The organism is Parahaliea mediterranea (assembly GCF_017255185.1).
In the GTDB taxonomy this organism is placed as follows: Bacteria; Pseudomonadota; Gammaproteobacteria; order Pseudomonadales; family Halieaceae; genus JAFKCZ01.
Genome location: NZ_JAFKCZ010000007.1, coordinates 220,997 through 237,691, shown reverse-complemented (window position 1 = coordinate 237,691; position 16,695 = coordinate 220,997). Strand labels below are relative to the sequence as shown.

Below are 16,695 nucleotides of genomic sequence, written 5' to 3'. Positions count from 1 at the left end.
GCCCCGAATGCAACACGTCAGGTACTCGCTTTCCTCGCGGTGCCGGTAGGGCAACAAGAAGACTGAAGAATGCAATGCCGACAGGGCCTGGGCGCTCGCTAGAATCCACTCGGCAAGGTATCCAGCAATCACTCAGGAGTTTCAGTTGCCATGTCAATTAAATCGATGACTTCCATCTCGATTCTCGCGTCAGGAGTCCTGCTATCGGGACCGTCGGCCAGTGCGGACACCCCGTACCGCATACTCTTGACCAACGACGACGGTATTTACGCGGCGGGGCTCCAGTCGATGGTCGAAGCCCTGCACCCGCTATACGAGATTGTCGTGGCCGCTCCTGCGAAAAAGCATGGTGGCAGCAGTCACGCCACAGCCTTGTGGGAGGGACCAATGAAAATCGAGGCCCTGACAGTCGCCGGCAACGTCAAGGCCTACGCGGTACACGGGCTGCCGGCCGACGCCGCCAGATTTGGCATCGTGAACCAGAATGCGCTTGCCGCTCCTGTGGATCTGGTGATCTCAGGAATCAACCATGGCGAAAACCTGGGTTCACTCTCCCATCTTTCCGGTACCGTCGGCGCGGCCATGGAAGCAACCTATTACGGCCTTCCTGCTATCGCGGTCTCGCTGGACAGCGCAACCGCCAATGCCAACGATTTTGGCGCCGCGCTTACATCGGTAAAGTACCTCATCGAAAAAGTACGTGCAGAGGGACTACCCGATGGCGTTGTCCTCAATGTCAATGTGCCCGCCGCAGCTTCCGGATTACGGGTCGCAGCCATGGGTCGCGACAACATAAAAGTGGAGGGGTATACCCGTGACGGCGAGTCTTACACTCCGGTCTTCTCTTATCCAGAGCCCGCCAGGGAGGACACCGACCTGGCGGCCTACGCCCGGGGGTTTACGGTCGTCACGCCACTGCAAATCGACTGGACAGCAACTGGTGCCCTGGAAGCCATGACAGACTGGCTCGGGGACTGAAAGCGAGGCCGGGCTCTGTTAACAGTCCGGCCGTTCGACTCACCAGCCCCTCTACAGGCACCCGCTGCCGACGCCGGACTACTGGCCCGACCAGGCCTCATTCCAGTCGATACCCTGGTAATCCGGCAGCTCCCAGTAGAACTTGCTCCGTGGGCGATCGTAGTGACCGATCTCGTTCATGCTGAGACTGTCATACAGCCGCCCGTTGATCATCGTGAGCTCCACGCTATTGGTATTCTTGATATCGCTGAGTGGATCGCGCTCCAGGACAATGATGTCGGCCAGCTTTCCTGGCTCCAGCGAGCCGATCTGATCCTCTAGGCCCAGCGTCCTGGCACCATTGAGCGTTGCTGTGCGCAGAACGCGGTGATGGCTCATCCCGCCCTCGGCAAGCGACTGCATTTCCCAGTGCAGCGCCAGGCCATATACCTGACCGTGGGACCCCGCATTGATTATCACTCCAGCGTCATCAAGCTTCTTGATCGACCGACTCACCGCGCGAAAACCGACATCCCAGATTTCATCCGCCGCATGCAGGGTAGTCATGGCACGCACGTGAACCGGGGCCGAATGCGGGGTACCTACCGGGCTGTAGGAGGAAGTGGTGCCGTGCACATAGGCCCGAATTTTTGGGTCCTCCCAGGCTCGCGTGGTCTGGTAGAGATAGTTTTCACCCATGATCTCACCAAAGGTGACGTTGAGGGTCGGGGTGTTGGCGGCGCCACCATGCTTCATCAGTTGGATGAGGTCATCGTAAAGATTGGCCACCGGGATATTGTGCTCGAGCGCCATATGGCCATCCAGCAGCATGCCCACATTGAGGTAAAAATGGCTCTCCCCCTCGGCGTCAACCATCACGCCCGCCTCACGCCCGGCCTTGACCAGTTGCTGGCGCGCCCGCCGGGACGACTGTTTGTAACTCTTGACCACACGGCCATTGAACGCCCGCTTCCTGCGCATTGTGTCCTCAGCGTCGGCATAGCGAGACAGCGGAACATAGGTCCTGTCGCCCTTGCCCTTGCGCCCGTACACGACCTTGCCGGTGGTTATGAAACGAGGACCCACAAGGACCCCGGCCTGCAACATTTCTGTCGCGGCGTAGGCCTCGATTTCCGAAGTATAGGGATCGTAGTTGGTGGTGATGCCAAAAGAGGCGGCCGCGTAATGACTCGGGTGCTTCTGCGGCATCAGACCTCCGTAATAACAGCAATCGATATGCCCGTGCATATCCACCAGCCCGGGCATCACCGTTTTCCCCTCCGTATCAATTCGCTTCGCGGAAGCGGGTATCTCCACCTCTTCCACTGGCCCGACGGCCACGATCCGGTTGCCCTCGACCAGGACCGTACCCCGCTCGATGATCTCCTCACCGTTCATCGTGATGACCTGGCCGCCAGTGAAGGCGGTCAGACCCTCGGGAGTATCTGCCGCAATGGTGAGACCGAATCGGGCCAGGGGGCCGGCAGATTGCGCCTGGCCTGTCGCCAGATCCTCGATAGTCCACCGGAACAGCTGATCACCCAGGGTCCAGTACACAGCGCGGGAATCGGGGCTCCAGGCCAGGTTGTACCCACTGCTGGCGGTCAGGCGCGTCAGCGGAGTCCGGGCATGCTCAGCGGAAGCTTCCAGGGCAGCCCCGGTTTCCTGATACGGCATGATGTAGTACTGTTGGTTTTCCTTGAAGGTCAACCACTTGCCATCGGGGCTCAACTGTAGCTCGCTGCGATCAGCACCGCGGGCAAGGGCATGGGCCCGTTGGTCGTAGCCCTCCGCTGTCGCGCTGAAGATGCCCATGCCATCGGCCGTAGCCTGGGTAAAATAAACCCTATCACTGGCTTCAACAAACCCGGGGTACCGCGCCACGCCACCCAATCGCTGAGGGTCACCCCCGCTCACCGGAACCCGGTAAAGTCCGGAAGTCGCCCGGTAGCCGCTGAGCCCCTTGTCGCCTTCATCGATGTTGTAGACCAGATAAGTGCCATCCGGAGAGAAGGCGGGCTGTCGAATAACGCCGCGCGTACTTACGACGGTAGTGCGCCCGCGACCAGTAATCGACATCACGATGAGACTGCTGCCTTTCTCGTCATCCCATTCGACATAGGCTAGTCGCCTGCCATCGGGCGAAATTGACGGCTCAAACTCGAACGCGCTCGCCGAGGTAAGCCGCCTGGGCACCCCGTCGGGCAGCGGCTTGCGCCAAAGGTGACCCAGCGCATGGAAGATGACTGAACGCTGATCCCTGGTGATGGCGATCGTACGTATGGCCTTTGCGGTGATATGCTCAGGTGCAAGCGGGTCGGCAAAGCGCTCGGTATCGATGATTCGGTGACGTGATTCCACTTCAAAGGGAATCTCCGCTGCCTCGCCGGTATCCATATTAACCTTGTACAGCTTGCCCTTGCCCCAGATGGCGACATGCCGGTTGTCGGGAAACCAATCGAACTGAGGGTAGTAAACACCCTGCTGGTAGAAATCCGCCTGTTGATCCCGGTCCAGTTCGGCATAGACGGGGCGCTGCTCTCCAGTTTCAAGCTCGTAGACGAAGAGTACCGTCTTGTCCTTGACCCTTCGTACAAATGCCAGGCGCTTGCTGTCGGGCGACACCTGCGGTGACAGCGCCCCACCGAACCCCCGGATCAATTCCACCGTTTCGCCGGAGGACAAATTCCGTCGCATCGTCGCGTAGTTGGCATGATTGGCATCGACGAAGATGTGATGATCCTCCAGCCGCTGCGTGTAGTAGAGATATTGACCATCGGGAGAGAGGTTGGGCTCCTGTACATCGCGACCATTGGGGGGAGTGTCTACGACGGTATGCCCTGCTCCGCCATCTATGTGATAGATCCGCAAGGAAGACTTTTTCTGTTCGCTGTAGCCGATATCGACCCCTGTCGCGTAGATGTAGCGTCCATCGGGACTCCAGGACGGGTTGGTCATGATCCGGGTGGTTTCGCTGGTGAGGCTACGGGCATCGGTGCCATCGAGGGCAATGCTCCAGACATTGTCATCGCCACTGCGGTCGCTGATGTACAGAACACGTTTTCCGTCCGGGCTGAAGCTGGGGATGCGATCAACCGCGGCGCCACCCCTTAACAGGGTCGCCTTTCCGCCCGTCGAGGGCATGGTGTAAAGATCGCCAAGGAGATCGAAGACTAGGGTGTTGCCGTCGGGACTGACATCCACGCTCATCCAGGTCCCTTCGGTGAGGGTAAAACTGACTTCCCGGGAAGGTTGGCCCGTATCGGTAACATCCCATTTCTCAGGCTCCGCGACCACGAGCCCCGACAAGGTGCACAGGGCGCCGACAGTTGCCGCGCGGTAGGCGCCAAAAATCCAACGGGAATAAGCTTGATGCCAGTCTAGTTGCATGGAATTTCCTAAAATTGAACGCTCACATTAAGTCTTATATGCAGATCATCCATGAAATTGCCAAGCGTGACATCGCTGGAATTGGGATCACCCGGATCCCCTGTCACCGCCCGGGCACCCAGGATAACCCGTGGACTGAAGTCATAGTCCAAATTGGCGCGCGCCCGCAGTACTTCGCGGTGCCGGTCCGGCTGCAATGCAGCCCCGCACTACAACCGAACATTCGCTGAAGGCCGAGACAATGCAACATGCTCTCTCCATTAGATGGATCTGCGTCGATTCTAGGCAGGTCTTGGCCAGGTGAGGAAGTTGCCAATTCCGGCCCGGCGGGTGCTGGTCAGTCACCACTGGCGGGATCTCGCCCCCCGGGGATGGCTGTTGTCTCGCGCTCAACACGGCGGACGCAATAGGCATCTCCATCCTCATGGGAGCGGCCTCTAGTATTGACGGTTAATCAACCGGAACGACGATTGAGGTAGGCAATGAAACACATTCAAAAAACGACTTACCTGGCTGCTCTGGGCAGTTTGTTTTTGTCCACTGCGGGCTCTAGCGCCAATCCCGGGATAGCGCAAGCCCTAACCGTCTGCGCCAGCGAGGCAGCGTCATGTGACTACAGCGGTCCAGGCGCGGTTCAGCGGGCAATCGATGCCGCGGACAGTGGTGCAAAAATCATCTTGCGCGAAGGCGTCTACGAGCCCAGTGAAACCCGAGACACGCCGTACCAGGACATCACCGTTCGCGGCGTCATCAACGTCGAGGGCAAGGACTTATCACTCGTCGGTGAGCCCGGTGTTGTCATCCAGGGCAGTACCGGAAAACCCGCTACCGCCATTGTCGTGCGCGATGCCAGCGTTTCGATGGAAAACCTCACGATCTCTGGCTTCGTCGCTGCAGCGATGGAGGATGACATCTACGACGGGCACGGAATATTTATCATTGACGGCAAGGCTGAACTGGAGAACATCAGCATTCGCGGTTTACCCAAAATGGCGCTCTCGATTCGCGGTGACAGCCAGGTGGATAGCGACGCGCTGACGGTGAGTGACGGTCACATCGGTGTGTGGATCGAAGAGACCGCACGTCTACGCCTGCAAAACGGCTACTTCAGCGGCAACGACTCAGCCGCCATTGCCGCCTACCAGGACTCCCAGGTGACTGTCGACTCGAGCGTTTTCGAGAGCAACGGCGACGACGGAGTCTACGCCGCGGGAAAGGCGCTAATCGAGGTCAGCGGTTCGGCGTTTATCAACAACACACCCTACGCCGCCAGGGCGGACGACAGCGCGCGGATAAGCATCGATACCAGCTATCTGAAAGACAACGATATCAACGCGGCCACGCCCGAAGCGGCCGTCAGCCTGGGGCAGGCCATGTTGACCAACGACCCGCGGGGGCGCAATGCCGGCGCAGCTGTCGAGCCGGTCCTGATACGCGACTGCGAAACGTGCCCGGCATTAACAGCAATACCCTCAGGAGAAATTCACATGGGTGTGGTCCCGGCCGAAAATCTACGGGAGCCCGACCAGCAACCGCGACACCCTGTGAGCATCAGCAAACCCTGGGCCATGGGAATACACGAGGTGACACGGGAACAATTCGGCCGCTTCGTCGAGGAAACCTCATACCGGGCGGCGGGCGCCTGCAACGCCCTCGACGGTGTGACCTGGGTGCTGGACGAAGAACGCGATTGGGTCAATCCTGGCTACCCACAGAATCCAGACCATCCGGTGGTGTGTGTCAGCTGGCGTGACGCCATCGCCTACGTGGAGTGGCTCTCGTCAGTGACCGGGCAAACCTACCGCCTGCCCAGCGAGACGGAATGGGAGTATGCCGCCCGATCGGGGATGCCCGAGACGGCCCCGATAAACCAGGTCAACCGCAGCCGGGCAAATCATGGCACCGAAGAATGCTGCGGCCCGTTACAAGCGAATAATGACATTTGGGATTTCACCGCTCCGGTGGGTTCCCTGGAGGGCAACGCCTTCGGCCTGTATGACACCCAGGGCAACGTCTGGGAGTGGGTCGCTGACTGCTACCACGACAGTTATGCCGGCATACCCAACGACGGCTCTCCCCGGACCGCTGACTGCTCCAGGCCCGATTACAGGGTCGTTCGCGGGGGTTCCTGGGGAGATGACAGCTACTATATGCTCGCCAACTATCGTCTGCTCGCTCCCGCAGACTTCGGCTATTTTACCCTCGGCTTCCGCGTGGCGAGGGACCTGCCTGTCGCGGAGGACTGACTCGGGCCCAGACTTGCGGTCAGCCGAAAAGGGCAACTCTCAGGGTGAAAAAAAACGCCCTGAGGGTCGCTCCAGGAAACTACCTCTCACCGTTGAACTCTTCTCTTGAATGGCGACTTGTTGTGGCATCAAGGCGAAACTGCTCTCGAATGTCAGTGACGAAAGGACTCCATATTTCCATACTACAGAGCCGTGGAAACCCCGACCCACTCACTCCACCGTGACCGACTTCGCCAAATTGCGCGGTTTGTCCACATCGGTGCCTTTCTGCACCGCCACGTGGTAGGCCAGCAATTGTAGCGCCACGGTGTAGATGGCGGGCTTGAGCACTTCCGGGCAGCTGGGCATCTGCAGCACGTGCACGCGGGGCTCGTCGGTAAAGCCGGCGTTGCGGTCGGCGAAAACGTAGAGTTCGCCGCCGCGGGAGCGCACTTCCTCGAGGTTGGACTTGAGCTTCTCCAGGAGTTCGTCCCCCGGGGCCACGGCCACCACCGGCATTTCGGCATCCACCAGCGCGAGCGGACCGTGCTTGAGTTCGCCGGCGGGGTAGGCCTCGGCGTGGATGTAGGAGATTTCCTTGAGCTTGAGCGCGCCCTCCAGGGCGATGGGGTACTGGATGCCGCGACCGAGGAACAGGGCGTGTTGCTTGAGAATGAACTGCTCCGACAACTTCTTGATATCCGCGTCGCGGGACAGGGTTTCCTGCACCATGTCGGGCAGGCGGTGCAGGGCGTTGAGCAACTCCCGCTCCGCCGCTTCGCCGAGGGCGTGGCGGCGACCCAGTACCGCGGTCAGCATCAGGAAGGCGACCAGCTGGGTGGTGAAGGCCTTGGTGGAGGCCACGCCCACCTCGGCGCCGGCCCGGGTGAGGAACACCAGGTCGGATTCGCGCACCAGGGAACTGTGGTCGACGTTGGCGATCACCAGACTGGCGACGAACTCGTCCGCCATTTGTCCGCGCAGGGCCGCCAGGGTGTCGGCGGTCTCTCCCGACTGCGACACGGTGACCAGCAGGGTGCCGGGATGGGGCGCGCGCTTGCGGTAGCGAAACTCCGAGGCGACTTCCACCTCGCAGGGAATGCCGGCCAGCTCCTCCAGCCAGTAGCGGGCCACCAGGCCGGCGTGGTAACTGGTGCCGCAGGCGACGATCTGCACCGACTGCACGCGGTCGAAAATGGCGCCGGCGCCCTCGCCGAAACGCGCGTCCTCGATGCGCTTCTCGCCCTCCGCGCCGAGGGTCGCGGCCAGGGCGCGGGGCTGTTCGTAGATTTCCTTGAGCATATAGTGCTCGAAATCACCCAGCTCCACGCTTTCCACCGCGTCGGGCACGTCGGTTCGCGGGCGCTCCACAAGCTGGCCGGCCTCGTCCCAGATGGACAGCTCGGTGGCGGTGATGCGCACCGTGTCGCCCTCTTCCAGGAAAATGAAGCGGTCGGTAACCTGGCGCAGGGCCATCTGGTCGGAGGCCAGGAAGTTCTCGCCGATGCCGACCCCCACCACCAGGGGGCTGCCGGCGCGGGTGGCGACGACCTCGTCCGGGTTCTGGGCATCGATGGCGGCGATGGCGTAGGCGCCCTCCAGCCGCGCCGCGGTGGACTTGAGGGCGTCCAGCAGGCTGTCCCCGGCCACCAGGTAAGTGTGCAGCAGGTGCACCACCACCTCGGTGTCGGTCTGGGAGTTGAATTCGTAACCCCGCTCCCGCAGCTCGGCGCGCAGGGTGGCGTGATTCTCGATGATGCCGTTGTGCACCAGCGCCACCCGGTCGTGGGAAATGTGCGGGTGGGCGTTGGCCGCGGACGGCTCGCCGTGGGTGGCCCAGCGGGTGTGGGCAATGCCGACGCAGCCGTGGTGGGGCGTCATCGCCTGGGCGCGCTCCAGCTCCGCCACCTTGCCCAGCTGCCGGTGCAGCTGCAGGTGCTGTTCATTGTCGATCAGCGCCATGCCGGCGGAGTCATAGCCCCGGTATTCCAACCGGCGCAGGCCCTCCAGCAGGATCTCCGACACTTCCCGCCGGGCGGTTGCCGCTACAATGCCGCACATACTCAGTCCTCCTGCTTCTGCGGGCGCGTCCAGCCCTGGATATTGCGTTGGCGGCCGCGGGCGACCGCCAGTTCGTCCTCGCCCACCCCTTTGGTGACGGTGGACCCGGCGGCGACAAAACCACCGGCGCTGATTTCCACCGGCGCCACCAGGGTGCTGTTGGAGCCGACGAAGACACCGTCGCCAATGGCCGTCAGGTGTTTGTTGGCGCCATCGTAATTGCAGGTGATGGTGCCCGCGCCGATGTTGACGCCACCGCCCATCTCGCAGTCACCTATGTAGGACAGGTGATTGATTTTGCTGCCGGCGCCGACGCGCGCCTTTTTGGTCTCCACGAAATTGCCCACCCGGGCGCCGTCCGCCAGTGCCGTGCCGGGACGCAGCCGCGCGTAGGGCCCCACATTGCAGTGGCCACCGACTTCCGCTTCCTGCAGGTGACTCATGGCGTGTACTGTGGCGCCGTCACCGACCTGCGTGTCGATCAGTACGCAATTCGGGCCGATGGTGACATTGTCGCCCAGGGTGACCTCGCCCTCGAACACGGCGTCGATGTCGATGAACACGTCCCGTCCGCACCGCAGGGAACCGCGAATATCGATGCGGGCGGGGTCGGCCAACTGCACGCCATCCAGCAGCAGTTGCCGCGCCAGGCCCTGTTGGTAGGCTCGCTCCACTTCCGCCAGCTGCAGGCGATCATTCACGCCGAGAATTTCCAGTTCGGTGGCGGCGAGGCTCGTCGCGACCGTCGCCCCACTCGCCACATGCAGCGACAGCGCCTCGGGGAGGTAGTACTCGCCCTGGCTGTTGTCGTTGCCCACCCGGGGCAGGTACTCCTTGAGCAGGGCCGCCGGCGCCGCCAGAACCCCGCTGTTGATTTCGTGAATGGCCCGATCCTCCGCGGAGGCGTCGCGCTCTTCCACCACCGCGCGGAACTCCCCGGCGGCGCCGCGCACAATGCGGCCGTAACCCGCGGGTTCCGCCACCTCGGCGGTCAACAGCGCCATCGTGTCGCTCGCCGCCGCCACCAGCGGGCGCAGGGTATCGGCGCTCAACAGGGGAACATCGCCGTACAGCACCAGCACGGTCGCGTCGTCATCCACCTCGGGCAGGGCCTGCAACACGGCGTGACCGGTACCCAGCTGTTCGCGCTGTTCCACCCAGCTTATCGGGCGCCCGGCGTAGTGCTCGCGCACCTGCCCGGCGCCGTGACCGACCACCACGTGCAGGCGATCGGCGCCGAGGCTCGCCGCCGTATCGAGGACGTGGGACAGCAGGGGGCGCCCCGCCAGACGGTGCAGTACCTTCGGTTTGTCTGAACGCATGCGGGTACCCTTGCCGGCGGCAAGGACAATGACTTCGAGCTTCATGGCGTCCCCTGATTGGTCAACAACGGTTTCCGACCATCTTATATGTCATTAATTTTTTGACACGGTCAGATCGATAGGCCCATATTAGCCTCACATTTCTCCAATACAATGCACTTTGTCAGAAAATTAATGACAACACTGAAACTGGACGCCCTGCGCCACCTCGACCTCGATGCACGCCAGGTCGCCATCTATCGCGCCCTGCTGAAACTGGGGCCGGCCTCGATCCGCGATATCGCCGTCGAGGCGGGTATCAATCGCGGCACAGCCTACGAAACCCTCAAGCAACTCGCCACCAAGGGCGTGGTCAGCTATTTCCCCAAGGGTCGCCGGCGGGTGTTCCAGGCGGAGGACCCGGAGCGCCTGATGAGCCTCGCCGAGCGCAAGCAGCAGGCCCTGAACCAGGCGGTCGAGCAGCTGCGCAGCGAAATCATCCCCGCGCTCAAGCAGACCCAAACCACCTTCAGCCCGGGCAACGTGCGATTCTACGAAGGCGACGACGGCGTGGAACTGATGCTACGGGACCTGCTGGAAAGTGCCGGGCGGGATCCCCGGCGCGGTTATTCAGTCATCTCGACCCGCTCCCTGCGGGAACACCTCTACCGCCCCTTTCCCAACTTCACCCGCCAGCGCATTGAACGCGGCATACGGGTGCGGGTGCTGGCGGTGGGCGCCGGCGGCGACGACGCCGAGCTGGCGGAGCGCAAGTGGCTCCCGGCCGCGGAAGACACCGACGCCTCCTATATCGCGATTTACCCGCCGAAGGTCGCGTTGATCACCCTCGCCGCGCAAAATTATCCGGTGGTGGTGATCATTGATTCCCAGGCCATCGCCCAGACCCAGCAGCTGCTGTTCGATACGCTCTGGAACCTGCTGTAAACGGCGTCCCGCCCGCCCCCCGGGAACGAGCCGGCGCCGGCCGCGTCAGAGCGAGTAGCGAAGCTGCAACTCGTAGCTGCGCGGCGGATCGATCTGCATATGGTAGGTATTGGCAAAGCCGACGCTGCCCAGGGGCACGTCGTTGCCCCAGGCCAGCACTTTCTCGTCGGTGATATTCTTCGCCAGCAGGGCCAGCATCCAGCGGCCATCGCCGGAGTACAGCCCAACACGGGCGTCGGCCTTCCAATAGGCATCGACGCGCAGGTTCTCATCCAGATCGTTGGCGACTTCATAGTCGTCGCTGAAGGTTGTCGTCAGGTTCATCTGCAGGTCCCAGCCACCACTCAGGCTCGCGGTGTATTGCGCAGCCAGCATTGCCGACCACTGCGGCGCAAACTGCAAAGGTGCCCCGGCAAGTGACTGCTTGCACGGACCCTCGCCTTCCCAGGCGGCGTCCTGCTGCGCATTGCAGGCGGCATCGGGGAAAGCGGTGTAGTGGGCATCGAGATAGGACACCGCCCCGGTCAACCGCAAAGCCTCGCTCCAGGCGAACTCGAGGTCGCTCTCAACCCCACGCACGCGCGACTGGGAGGCGTTACCGACCACGAAGCTGCTGTTGCCGTCAAAGGTGCTGACCTGCATGTCGTCGTATTCGCTGTAGTGGGTGGCGAGGTTCAGGCGCATGCGGCGATCCAGCAGTTCGGCCTTGAGCCCGAGCTCCGCCGACTGCACGGTTTCATCGCCAAACTCTTCGTTGTCGACGCTGGCCAGGCGGTTGCTTTCATCGTAGCCGCCGCCCTTGTAGCCGTTGGACACGGTGAGGTAGGCCATTACCGCCGGGTCAATGTCGTACTGCAATGCAAGGCTGCCGGTGGTGTGGCGCTCGCTGCGCTGGTTGTCAAAACCCGGCGTGTTTTCATCGAAGGTAAAGCACTTGATGAAATTCAGCGCATTGGCGTAGGCATCGCACAGGAAGGGGTCGGCCTCCACGGGGTTCTGGTATTCACCGACAAACGTGGTGTTGGTCATGGTTTTATTGTCGTGGGACTCGCGCAGGCCCGCGGTCGCGCGAAATCGATCGCTGACGTTCCAGGTGAGTTCCGCGAAGCCGGACCAGCTCTCGCCCTGCTGCTTGAACGTGTGGTTGGTGGAGGCATCCAATGGCGGCAGCGGCAGGCCCGCCGCGCCGAGGTTACTCAATGAAACGTCGATTTCCTCGTGGTGATGCAGGTCGGTGTCCTGGTAGAACAGTCCCAGTTTGTATTCCAGTGTGCCGCCCGGAGCGGACATGAACAGGAATTCCTGGCTAAACTGCTCGTGCCACTCCTCGCGCAGCTGGGCCTGGGTTTCCAGCGGGCTGTAGTCGGCGTCCTTGTAGAGCCGGAAATCGTATTCGGTAAAGGCCGTGATCGAACGCAATGAGTGGCCGCCGAGCTGGTAGTCGGCGGTCAACTGGTAGACCTGCGAGTCGGTGTTGTCATATTCTCCCCGGCGCTTGCCGGTGCCGCGAATATTGGCCATGCTGCGCTCGTAATTGAAGCCGGGCTGGAAATCCGGATAAACCGTCCGGTACAGCGCAATGGCGGTATCGGAAGCCTTGCCGATCATCTGCGGGCGACCGATCATGTCGAAACCGCCGGTTTCCACCTTCAATTCCAGGCTCAGGTCCTCGCAGGCATCCCAGGCCAGGGTCCCCCGCAATGCCTACTTGTCCATCTGCGGCCCGTCTTCGCCGACATAGGTGTTTTCCACATAACCGTTGTCCTGGTAACTAAGGCCAACGATTCGCCCGGCGAGCGTGTCCGTTATCGGGCCGGACAGCACGCCCGTCACACCACGCCCCTCCAGTTCGGTGTTGTAGTTGGCCTCCAGATACGACTCAAACTGCGCGCTGGGCTTGGCGCTGCTAATGTTGATCGCGCCGGCGATGGTGTTTTTGCCAAACAGTGTGGATTGCGGGCCCTTGAGTACCTCAACCCGCTCCACGTCCAGAAACGCAAAACGCGCGTTGCGACCGCGACCAAAGTAGACACCGTCGATAAACATCCCCACCGACTGTTCAAAACCGAAGTTGACCCCGGAACCAACGCCGCGGATAAATATCTGGTCGCCATCGGTGGCTTCCGTAATATGCACAGAGGGCATGTAGGCCGACATCTCGTCCAGGCCCTGTATGCCGCCCTCCCGCATGCCGTTGCCCGTCATGACCGACATGGCGATGGGCACATCCTGCAGGCCCTGGGCACGCTTGGTCGCGGTGACGATCACTTCCTCCAGCGCCTGTGCCTGTACCGGGGCCGGAGCCAACAGGTGAAGCAGGGAAACTGCCGCGACGGCGGGGGCGCCCGCATTTCGCAATCGGTGCTGGAATACTGCCGCAACAATGCGGTGAGCTGGACGTTCAGTCATGTGGGAATTCTCTTGTCTGTAGTTATAGAATTAGGCTGGTGACATCACCGCGCGGGCCATGCGCGCTATTAAGCACATGGCTCGCCAGGGCCTGGCAGCGGGTTACAAGGGCCCGAATGTACGGTGCGCGTTTTTATCCAACCGCATCCACTACCCTATCCCGCGGCCCCGGCGGCAAAAACAACATTTGTTGCCAACAGGCCCGCCGGCCCCCAATTTCAAAGCAAGGCTGTACAGGAGAATCCCATGCATGATCTCGGCACGAGCAACAACTGGATTTCCCAGCTTCCCGAGGCGGTGCAGGCAAAAGTCATGGCCAAGGGTTCGCGCCTGAACCTGCCCCGGGGAAAGGCCATCTACTCTGTCGGCGAGCAGGCGGAGGCCACCTACCAGCTGCTGTCGGGCGAAGTACAGATCTTCGCTTTTGACAGCGAGGGTTCGGAAGTCATGATTACCGCCATTCAGGCCAATGAGTGTTTTGGACTCATGTCGATCATGGATGGCCTGCCGCGCAGCAATACCGCCGTTGCCGCCACGGATATCGAACTGTTCCGCCTCGGCGCGGGGGATTTTCGCGGCCTGCTGCGGGAGGAGGGCGAAATTGCCCGCAGCATGTGCACGCTGCTGGGCCGGCGAACGCGCTACCTGATGACCATGCTCAATGAAATCACCCTGCTCAACCTGCAGCAGCGCATCGCGCGACTGCTGTGCCGCCTGGTGTCCTCTCGCGGTAGTATCGAGGGTGAGACCGCGGTTCTGGCCGAGGTCACCCACGAACTCATTGCCAGTGTTCTCGGCTCAAGTCGACAAAGCGTGGGACGGGAAATCCGTTCGCTGGAGCGCAGCGGAATGATCTCCCTGCACTACCGCAAGATCATCATCCATGACTATCCGCGGTTTCGCGCTCTCTATTACTCCCTGCTGACCGAGGACGCGCAAACCGAAACCTAGCCGTTTCAAGCTCGACACGCGAGCTGCCCCGCCTAACAAAAAAGCCGGATGGCAATATTTGTTGCCGAAAACCCTCCGGGTTCGACGTATGTTCACCCTCGGCTACAAGCACTCTGGTGACATCAATAAACATACAGGAGAACCCGGACTTGAAATCACCTAATCCCTCCCACGGCAATACGTCTTTCACCGGCGCGGTTAAATCGCGCATCGCGGCGGGCATCTGTTCGATGCTGCTCCCTTCCATGACTTTCGCCGCGCCGGTTGCAAACTACCTGCTGGTGGAAAGCCTTGAATCCCACGATGTGCAGGTGGTCGATACACAGGCTCGCAAAGTCGTAAAGAACATCGAAGTCAGGGACAACACCGACGATGTCATGGGCTCACCCGATGGCGAACGTTTTTACATCGCCCTGCAGGGCAATGACAACAGCCCCTTCGGACACCAGACCAACGAGTCGGGCAAAGTCCTTGCCTTTGATACACGCACCAAGGAGCAACTCTGGTCACTGTCGGTGGACGGCTCGCCCCACCACCTGGCGCGCTCACCAGATGGCAAGTTCATTTACGTTCCCATGTACAACCGGAACTGGATTCTCGTGGTCAATGCCGACGATGGCACCATCGCCTCGTGGTGGCCAGCGATCCTTGGCAATCACTCGCTGGAAATTTCCCGCGACGGCAAACACATCTATGCCGGAAATATGATGACCGACGCGGTGTATGTCTATGACACCGAGCGCGGCGAACTGGTGATGGCCATTGACAGCAAGGGCCAGGAAGGCAATCGACCCATCGTCATCGACGACGACCGCAAGCTCATGTACATGCAACTTTCCAAGTTGCACGGCTTCGAAGTTCGTCGGCTCGATACCGGCGAGTACGTGGAAACGATCAAGTTGCCGCCGCTGGAGAACGACCCCGGCAAGGGCGGTGCCCGCGATGGCGACGACCTCTATGTCAACAAACTACCGACCGCCTTTCCCTATACCTACAACCACGGTTTGGCGATGACACCAGACGGCAAGTACCTGCTCGCCGCGGCGACCGTCGCCAACTATGTCGCGGTCTACTCCCTGCCGGACTTTGAGCTGCGCGGAACGGTTGGCGTTGGCAAGCAGCCCAACTGGATTGTCAGCGACCCCGAGGGCAAGTTCGCCTACGTCTCCAATCCTGGCGACGACTCCATTTCGGTAATCGATATCGAGAAGATCGAGGAAGTCGCCCAGATTCCGGTGGGGACGGTACCCCGGCGCATCGCGTTCAGCACCGAGTAAGCCACCGTGCGCAGGCGCGACCTGATTGGCGCCCTCGGCACCCTTCCGCTGATCGCGAGTGACGCCTGGTCAAATACGGCGGGAGACCTCCGGGTCTCCATCGCCGGCATCGCGCCGGGGACAACCCGGCGTATCGCGTGGTCGGGCGGCAACGTGGTCCACGTTCTACGCCGGCCGGACAAGGCCGAACACGCCGCGCACTGGGATGAACTGGGCAACCCGGAATGGCTGGTAGTGCTGGCCATTTGCACCCACCAGGCCTGTGAACCCAGGTCGGGTATTGGCCCCGGCGGCGGTTGGCGCTGCCTCTGTCACGGTTCCGAATTCGATCTCGCCGGCAGGGTTGTGCGCGGGCCCGCGACAGAGGATCTCAAGCGACTCCCCTTCTCCATCGATGGCTCGCTTATGACAATCGTGTTCGATAGCGCCTGATCAGGCCGAAGCGGTTCCTCGACACTGGCGGCGTTGGCCACGCTATCGATCTGCCGGGCAACGACGGGGGATTTTCGCTGTCGTGTTGGCTGTTAATGGGCGGTGGTCGAATGAATTCGACCCTACACGAACGGTGGCGCATCCCCCTGTAGGGCGGAATTCATTCCGCCGCTTTTGGTCGAATGAATTCGACCCTACAGTGGGGCGCCCGGTTTTTCGGGTCATTCATACAGACGCGGCACACTTTCACCCCCCCAAAACGAAAAACCCCGGCAATGCCGGGGTTTCAGTGCTACCTGGGACGGCGATCAGCCGCGCCCGGCGCGATTTCGCATCTTGCGCAGGGTCGCCAGCTGGGCGGCGGCCTCGGCCAGTTGCGAGGAGGCGCGACCGTAGTCGAAATCCCCGGTCTGGTTGGCCAGGGCGTGCTCCGCCTCGCGGCGCGCTTCCTCGGCTGCGGCCTCGTCCACGTCGTCGGCACGCAGGGCAGTGTCCGCGAGGATGGTTACCACCCCCGGCTGCACTTCCAGGAAACCGCCGGAAACGTAGTACACCTGCTCGTCGCCCTGCTGGGTGACGATGCGTACCGGGCCGGGTTTGAGGGCGGTCAGCAGCGGGGCGTGCCCGTAGTTGATACCGAGCTCGCCCATCTCGCCGCTTGCGACCAACAACTCCACCAGTCCGGAATAGATTTCCTCTTCCGCACTGACGATGTCGCAGTGAATTGTCATAGCCATAGGGGGCCCT

General features: G+C 61.6%; 12 protein-coding genes. 6 read left to right on the top strand and 6 right to left on the bottom strand.

What is annotated here, in order from left to right; translation table 11 throughout:
- The first annotated feature begins 150 nt into the window (after window positions 1-150).
- Window positions 151-978, top strand: a complete 828-nt coding sequence (gene surE, locus JYP50_RS11370) for a 5'/3'-nucleotidase SurE (protein WP_206560637.1) — start codon at window positions 151-153, stop codon at window positions 976-978.
- A gap of 78 nt (window positions 979-1,056) precedes the next feature.
- On the opposite strand, the gene JYP50_RS11365 is transcribed toward surE, so the two are convergent.
- Complete coding sequence (locus tag JYP50_RS11365) at window positions 1,057-4,347, bottom strand: amidohydrolase family protein (RefSeq protein ID WP_206560636.1); 3,291 nt, start codon at window positions 4,345-4,347, stop codon at window positions 1,057-1,059.
- A gap of 482 nt (window positions 4,348-4,829) precedes the next feature.
- On the opposite strand from JYP50_RS11365, the gene JYP50_RS11360 reads away from it, so the two are divergent.
- Window positions 4,830-6,593 (top strand): SUMF1/EgtB/PvdO family nonheme iron enzyme, encoded by a 1,764-nt coding sequence (locus JYP50_RS11360; RefSeq protein ID WP_206560635.1) that lies wholly within the window; start codon window positions 4,830-4,832, stop codon window positions 6,591-6,593.
- A 210-nt stretch (window positions 6,594-6,803) separates the two neighbouring features.
- On the opposite strand, the gene glmS is transcribed toward JYP50_RS11360, so the two are convergent.
- Together glmS and glmU are read right to left on the bottom strand one after the other, a co-directional pair.
- Entirely contained in the window at window positions 6,804-8,633 is a 1,830-nt protein-coding gene (gene glmS, locus JYP50_RS11355) for a glutamine--fructose-6-phosphate transaminase (isomerizing) (protein ID WP_206560634.1), read from the bottom strand.
- A 2-nt stretch (window positions 8,634-8,635) separates the two neighbouring features.
- The gene (gene glmU / locus JYP50_RS11350; protein WP_206560633.1) at window positions 8,636-10,000 is read right to left on the bottom strand and encodes a bifunctional UDP-N-acetylglucosamine diphosphorylase/glucosamine-1-phosphate N-acetyltransferase GlmU; all 1,365 of its coding nucleotides are present in this window, start codon (window positions 9,998-10,000) and stop codon (window positions 8,636-8,638) included.
- Between the two features lie 129 nt (window positions 10,001-10,129).
- On the opposite strand from glmU, the gene JYP50_RS11345 reads away from it, so the two are divergent.
- Window positions 10,130-10,879, top strand: a complete 750-nt coding sequence (locus JYP50_RS11345) for a TrmB family transcriptional regulator (RefSeq protein WP_241263050.1) — start codon at window positions 10,130-10,132, stop codon at window positions 10,877-10,879.
- A 45-nt stretch (window positions 10,880-10,924) separates the two neighbouring features.
- On the opposite strand, the gene JYP50_RS11340 is transcribed toward JYP50_RS11345, so the two are convergent.
- A complete protein-coding gene (locus tag JYP50_RS11340) occupies window positions 10,925-12,580 on the bottom strand; it encodes a TonB-dependent receptor (protein ID WP_206560632.1) in 1,656 nt (551 codons plus the stop codon).
- Between the two features lie 3 nt (window positions 12,581-12,583).
- Window positions 12,584-13,288 (bottom strand): TonB-dependent receptor plug domain-containing protein, encoded by a 705-nt coding sequence (locus JYP50_RS11335; protein ID WP_206560631.1) that lies wholly within the window; start codon window positions 13,286-13,288, stop codon window positions 12,584-12,586.
- A gap of 246 nt (window positions 13,289-13,534) precedes the next feature.
- Here JYP50_RS11335 and JYP50_RS11330 point away from each other — a divergent pair, with 246 nt between their 5' ends.
- The 3 genes from JYP50_RS11330 to JYP50_RS22150 all read left to right on the top strand — a co-directional run bounded on the left by JYP50_RS11330 (window position 13,535) and on the right by JYP50_RS22150 (window position 15,948).
- Window positions 13,535-14,239, top strand: coding sequence for a Crp/Fnr family transcriptional regulator (locus tag JYP50_RS11330; RefSeq protein ID WP_206560630.1), 705 nt, complete (start codon window positions 13,535-13,537; stop codon window positions 14,237-14,239).
- Window positions 14,240-14,388: 149 nt separating this feature from the next.
- Complete coding sequence (locus tag JYP50_RS11325) at window positions 14,389-15,516, top strand: YncE family protein (RefSeq protein ID WP_206560629.1); 1,128 nt, start codon at window positions 14,389-14,391, stop codon at window positions 15,514-15,516.
- A 6-nt stretch (window positions 15,517-15,522) separates the two neighbouring features.
- Window positions 15,523-15,948 (top strand): Rieske 2Fe-2S domain-containing protein, encoded by a 426-nt coding sequence (locus tag JYP50_RS22150; RefSeq protein WP_206560628.1) that lies wholly within the window; start codon window positions 15,523-15,525, stop codon window positions 15,946-15,948.
- Between the two features lie 308 nt (window positions 15,949-16,256).
- On the opposite strand, the gene JYP50_RS11315 is transcribed toward JYP50_RS22150, so the two are convergent.
- Window positions 16,257-16,685, bottom strand: coding sequence for a F0F1 ATP synthase subunit epsilon (locus JYP50_RS11315; RefSeq protein WP_206560627.1), 429 nt, complete (start codon window positions 16,683-16,685; stop codon window positions 16,257-16,259).
- Between the last annotated feature and the right edge of the window lie 10 nt (window positions 16,686-16,695).

Excerpts from the sequence above, each read along its gene's own strand:
- JYP50_RS11335 (WP_206560631.1), bottom strand. The coding sequence starts at position 13,288 with ATGACTGAACGTCCAGCTCACCGCATTGTTGCGGCAGTATTCCAGCAC.
- JYP50_RS11365 (WP_206560636.1), bottom strand. The coding sequence starts at position 4,347 with ATGCAACTAGACTGGCATCAAGCTTATTCCCGTTGGATTTTTGGCGCC.
- JYP50_RS11345 (WP_241263050.1), top strand. The coding sequence starts at position 10,130 with ATGACAACACTGAAACTGGACGCCCTGCGCCACCTCGACCTCGATGCA.
- surE (WP_206560637.1), top strand. The coding sequence starts at position 151 with ATGTCAATTAAATCGATGACTTCCATCTCGATTCTCGCGTCAGGAGTC.
- JYP50_RS11330 (WP_206560630.1), top strand. The coding sequence starts at position 13,535 with ATGCATGATCTCGGCACGAGCAACAACTGGATTTCCCAGCTTCCCGAG.
- JYP50_RS11360 (WP_206560635.1), top strand. The coding sequence starts at position 4,830 with ATGAAACACATTCAAAAAACGACTTACCTGGCTGCTCTGGGCAGTTTG.
- glmS (WP_206560634.1), bottom strand. The coding sequence starts at position 8,633 with ATGTGCGGCATTGTAGCGGCAACCGCCCGGCGGGAAGTGTCGGAGATC.
- JYP50_RS11315 (WP_206560627.1), bottom strand. The coding sequence starts at position 16,685 with ATGGCTATGACAATTCACTGCGACATCGTCAGTGCGGAAGAGGAAATC.
- glmU (WP_206560633.1), bottom strand. The coding sequence starts at position 10,000 with ATGAAGCTCGAAGTCATTGTCCTTGCCGCCGGCAAGGGTACCCGCATG.